Here is a 5,023-nt window from a genome sequence, read left to right as displayed (position 1 = left end):
ACCGGTTCCACGCGGCCTTCGCGGACACGCCCTTCCCGCTCGTGGAAGCGGAGAAGATCCACCGGGCGCACGCTGTCGTGGAGCAGGTCTTCGCCGACCTCGAGGACTCCGCGCTCGCGCACCCGCCGTCGGGGAAGTACACCGCGAACGCCACGTGGCTCACCCCGGCCGTGCTCGCCCACAACCTCACCCGCGCCCTGGGCTGCCTGGCGTCCGGCCGCAGGCGACAGCCGCTGGCGTGTCTGGTCAGACTCACCGCGCGACGGTATCGGCTGCGCCCGGGGAACGGGCGTGCGAACGGCGGACGAGATGGATCCAGGACGGCAATCTCGGACTGGAGATCCCGAACTTGAAATCCCGGACAGTGATTCTTCGGCTGGAGATCTGAATCGATACTCCAGAAGCGATACCGTTTGAAACGGCACCGCGACTTTCACTAGGAGGCCGGCATGAGCGAGCAGCCGTGGACGATCGAGCGGATCCGTGACGCGCTCGGCAACCGTGCTCTGGCCCAGCGGTTCCTGTCGGAGATCAACCGTGCGCCAGCCCACGAGCTGCTCACCGTGTTCGCCCGCTGGGAGCGGATCGCCAAGGACACCGTCGCGGCTGTTGAGCGCGGCTGGGAGATCGCTGCTGCTGAGGCCCGCGGCGAGGAGCCGCCCGGCGAGTGGGTCGACGCGACGGACCGCGTCCTCACGGACGCTGCGCGGATTCGGGGCCGCGGCGCCGCCTGATTCCTTCGTCCGGCACACCCGGCGCCTCGTTCTCGCTACGCTGGGTCGTGCAAAAATCACTGATCGCCGTCCAGTGGTTTGTGCGCCCGTTCCTGGTGCTCAGACACTGAGAGGCCAAGTGATTTACAGGCTCAAATACAACCCAGCGGTCGAGACCATCCATGAGGCGATGCCTCCGGCCGCCAGCGAAGCTCTCACCCTCGCCCTTGCCGATGCCTGCTACGACCCCATCGCCGCTACCGAGCCCTACGGCGAGGACGACGGGGTGGTGCGGATGCTGGTCGCCGAGCACGTGCTCGCGGTACTTCTGATCGGACAGACGTTCAAGACGATCAGGTACTGAATATCAGCTACCTCGGCTGAACAGCAGAAGGCCCCGCCCGGGTGTCCGGGCGCGGCCTTCGTTGTGTCCGGTTCGCGCGGGGAATAAGGCGTCTTCGGTAAGGACAACACCGAACTGCTGCACCAGATTCTGAGGGAACTCGGCGAGCTCCCCCAGCAAGTCACCGGCCAGCAGCACGCCATGGACCAAATCGTCCTCCCCGTCGATGCGGGGGTGTTCCGCGGCCGAAGTACGACGGCCAGGCCCAGGATTAGTCCCGGTCGGCGTCCGTTCCGCCCAAAACCGCCAACCGCGCCGTGCGTAGATGCCAGGGTGTCCGCAGCAGCTTCCGCACCGCCAAGGGGGGCCCGTGCGCCGTATCGTCTCGGCTGTCGTTGTGCTCGCTGTCCTGCCTCTCGCCGCCTGCTCCGCAAGAACGCCTACCCGGGCCGCTCCGGCCGTTACCGTGACGCGCACCGTGCCGGCCTCGGTGTCGCCCACCGCGACGACCTCACTCGGCAGCCCTGCGCCGACGTCCGCGGCGCCGGCCACCACGGCCGTCGTGCCCAAGACGGCGCCCCCGGCAGCTCCTCGGCAGCACCTGACCAACGCCTCGGCGGTGGTCTCGCAGTACTACCAGGACATCACCGATCACGACTACGTGGCCGCTTGGGCGCTTGGCGGCTCGAACATCGCGGGGACGACCTACGACCGGTGGGTGGACGGGTTCGGCACCACCCGGAGCATCACCCTGGGCACCATCAGCGAATTCGGAGCCTCCCGCGTCCATGCCGTCCTGTATGCCACCCAGACCGACGGCACGCTCAAGACATATGCCGGCAACTACACCGTGGCCGAAGGCATCCTCGTAGGCGCCTCCATCCGCCAGACCAGCTAACGCCAGTGGGTGCTCGTCCCGTCAGGCTCCGCTGAGGGCGAGACGCAGTTCCTTTCGATCCTGTCGAGGGTGTGGACCGCGATCGTGTCGCCGGGCCGGGTGTGGGTGCATGCCCCCACGTAACCTCTTTCCCGTGCCAACCTCCCGCCTGCATCGCGTTGCCGTCCTTGTGCTCGAAGGTGCCAAGCCGCTCGATGTCGGAATTCCCGCGCAGGTCTTCACGACCCGCACGAGCATGCCGTACGAGGTACGGGTGTGCGGGGCTGCACCCGGTCTCGTGACCGGCGGCGACGGCCTGTCGTACTACGTCGCCCACGGCCTCGACGCCCTTGCGTGGGCGGACATCGTCTTCGTCCCTGGCTACCGGTTCCCGGACCGCGACGACCCGCCGCAGGCCGTGGTTGACGCGCTGATCGCCGCCCACGATCGGGGCGCGCGGCTCGCCGCCATCTCGACGGGCGCCTTCGCACTCGCCGCCACAGGCCTGCTCGACGGCAAGCGCGCCACGACGCACTGGCATTACGCGCGGACGCTCGCGGCGAAGCATCCGCTCGTCCAGGTCGACGAGAACGTTCTGTTCGTCGACGAGGGCAGCGTACTGACGTCGGCCGGCGCAGCATCGGGCATCGACCTGTGCCTGCACATCCTGCGCGGCGACCTCGGAGTGGCCGCGTCGAACCACGCGGCCCGGCGCCTGGTCGCGGCCCCCTACCGCAGCGGCGGTCAGGCGCAATACGTGCCGCGCAGCGTGCCCGAGCCACTTGGTGAGCGGTTCGCCGCCACCCGCGAGTGGGCGCTGCACCGGCTGGGCGAGCCCCTCAGCCTCGAGCTGCTCGCCCGGCATGCTGCGGTGTCGCCGCGCACCTTCTCGCGGCGCTTCGCCGAAGACACGGGTTACACGCCGATGCAGTGGGTCATGCGCGCCCGCATCGACCTGGCCCGTGAGCTGCTCGAGCGTTCGGAGCGGCACGTCGAGCAGATCGCCGCCGACGTCGGCCTGGGCACCGGTGCCAATCTGCGGTTGCACTTCCATCGCATCCTGGGCACGACGCCGAGCGAGTACCGGCGCACCTTCGCCCAGGGCGAGTAGCCCACCGCCACCTGGCGCGATCCTTTCGAACCATGGCGATCGTGCCGCTGTCGCGGGCGGATGCGGCGCGCGAAATTGATGGTGAACCGAAGGGACACCATTCATGACGCGCATCGCCATCAACGGATTCGGCCGCATCGGACGCAATGTGCTGCGTGCACTGCTGGAACGTGACAGCGACCTGGAGATCATCGCGGTCAACGACCTCACGGAGCCCGCCACCCTCGCGCGGCTGCTCGCATACGACACGACGGCCGGCCGGCTCGGCCGCCCGGTTACCGTCGAGGGGGACGCCCTCGTCGTCGGCGGCCGTCGCGTCACGGTGGTCGCCGAGCGTGAACCGGCGCAGCTGCCGTGGGCCGAACTCGGCGTGGACATCGTGCTCGAGGCGACCGGCCGCTTCACGTCGGCCAAGGCCGCTCGCGCCCACCTCGACGCCGGCGCGAAGAAGGTGCTGGTCAGTGCACCGTCGGATGGTGCCGATGTCACGCTCGCGTTCGGGGTCAACACGGACGCATACGACCCGGCAGTGCACACGATCATCTCGAACGCCTCATGCACGACCAACGCGCTTGCGCCGCTGGCCGCGGTGCTCGATGACCTCGCCGGCATCGAGCACGGCTTCATGACGACGGTGCACGCCTACACACAGGAGCAGAACCTGCAGGACGGTCCACACCGCGACGCCCGACGGGCCCGTGCCGCCGCCGTCAACATCGTGCCGACCACGACGGGCGCCGCCAAGGCGATCGGCCTCGTGCTGCCGAACCTCGACGGCAGGTTGTCGGGCGACTCGATCCGCGTGCCGGTTCCGGTGGGATCGATCGTCGAACTCAATACGACTGTCACCCGCGACGTGACGCGCGACGAGGTGCTTGCGGCGTACCACGCAGCGGCGGCGGGGCCGCTCGCCGGCGTCCTAGAGTACTCGGACGACCCGCTCGTGTCGTCCGACATCACGGGCAATCCGGCCTCGTCGATCTTCGACTCGGCCCTCACTCGCGTGGACGGCCGTCACGTCAAGGTGGTCGCGTGGTACGACAACGAGTGGGGCTTTTCGAACCGCGTAATCGACACGCTCGAGCTCCTCGCCACCCGCTGACCGACGCCGGGGCCATATCCCGCCGCCGGCGACCCCGTCGCCTTGAAGTTCCTGTGAGCGCTGCGGTTGGCCGCTTTGATGCTCAGCGTCGAGCTGCTCCGTGAACCTGTCTCCGTAGTAACGGAGTGCGCTCTTGAGGAGGCGAGGGAAGAGGATTGGCGAACAACCTCGGACAATCGGGAAGGGCGGCATCGTGATCGAGAAGGTGGCCCCGTAGGAGGCACGGTCAGGTGGCGTCAGGGGCGGGCCCTCAGCCGTGGCCGAAGAACCGCCCCTCGTCCCGTCAGGGCCGGTCGACGCGGAAGTGGTAACAGCCCTATTCGACGGCCCGCACATGGACCTGGGCGGCATCCGGGTCGGCGAAGGCCTCCGTGCGGGCACGGTCGAACACCGCGTCGATGTCCTCGGACAGCTCCACCATGCGACCGCCCACGAAGTGCCCGCGCCTGTTGTAACGGCGGAAGGCACGCAGGGCGCTGGGGCGGGCCTACGTCTCCCGCGTCACCAAGTACGACCCCGCCAAGCGTGACGAACATGGGCACTGCACCGGCACCCGGGACACCGTCAGCGATCACGGCGAGATCGAGACGGCCCATCTTCAGGCGGTCGAAGCGTTCGCCGCGGGGGCCGGCTTCGACCGCCTGTCCGCGAGCAACAGATCCCGTCCCTCGTGCACTTCGGCGTCGAGCAACCCCTGGACGACTTTGGGCTTGACGCGTACTTTCCAACAGGCCTTACCGGCTTCCACGACGGAGCAGGGGTGCCCCTCGGCGTCGGACTGGAGCTAGTACTGCAACCGCATCTGGGGGTTGTGGCCTCGACGTTTGTAGTGGGAGCGGCGGGCTCGGGCCTGGCTGTGTCTACGGAAGTGTGACCA

Annotated in this window: 5 protein-coding genes and 1 pseudogene; all 6 read left to right on the top strand. The window is 68.5% G+C overall.

Going from position 1 to position 5,023, the window contains the following annotated elements; translation table 11 throughout:
• Positions 1-212: pseudogene (locus ACFYX0_RS46705) on the top strand (IS1380 family transposase); the annotation flags it as partial.
• A gap of 237 nt (positions 213-449) precedes the next feature.
• A complete protein-coding gene (locus tag ACFYX0_RS46700) occupies positions 450-734 on the top strand; it encodes a hypothetical protein (RefSeq protein ID WP_388981659.1) in 285 nt (94 codons plus the stop codon).
• A gap of 118 nt (positions 735-852) precedes the next feature.
• Positions 853-1,077, top strand: a complete 225-nt coding sequence (locus ACFYX0_RS46695; protein ID WP_388981657.1) for a hypothetical protein — start codon at positions 853-855, stop codon at positions 1,075-1,077.
• 445 nt (positions 1,078-1,522) lie between these two features.
• On the top strand, positions 1,523-1,954 hold the full coding sequence (locus ACFYX0_RS46690) for a hypothetical protein (protein ID WP_388981655.1): 432 nt from the start codon (positions 1,523-1,525) through the stop codon (positions 1,952-1,954).
• A gap of 133 nt (positions 1,955-2,087) precedes the next feature.
• Positions 2,088-3,044 carry a helix-turn-helix domain-containing protein gene (locus tag ACFYX0_RS46685; RefSeq protein WP_355915450.1) on the top strand — a complete coding sequence of 319 codons (957 nt, stop codon included), beginning with the start codon at positions 2,088-2,090 and terminating at the stop codon, positions 3,042-3,044.
• Between the two features lie 103 nt (positions 3,045-3,147).
• Entirely contained in the window at positions 3,148-4,146 is a 999-nt protein-coding gene (gene gap / locus ACFYX0_RS46680) for a type I glyceraldehyde-3-phosphate dehydrogenase (protein WP_388981652.1), read from the top strand.
• Positions 4,147-5,023 lie beyond the last annotated feature (877 nt).

Origin of the sequence: Streptomyces sp. NPDC002573 (assembly GCF_042889625.1) — a bacterium.
Classification (GTDB): domain Bacteria; phylum Actinomycetota; class Actinomycetes; order Streptomycetales; family Streptomycetaceae; genus Streptomyces; species Streptomyces gibsoniae.
Note: the sequence above shows the minus strand (reverse complement) of the source record. Positions and strands in the feature narration are given on the sequence as shown.

Coding starts and splice junctions, on each gene's coding strand:
- ACFYX0_RS46700 (WP_388981659.1), top strand. CDS start 450: ATGAGCGAGCAGCCGTGGACGATCGAGCGGATCCGTGACGCGCTCGGC.
- gap (WP_388981652.1), top strand. CDS start 3,148: ATGACGCGCATCGCCATCAACGGATTCGGCCGCATCGGACGCAATGTG.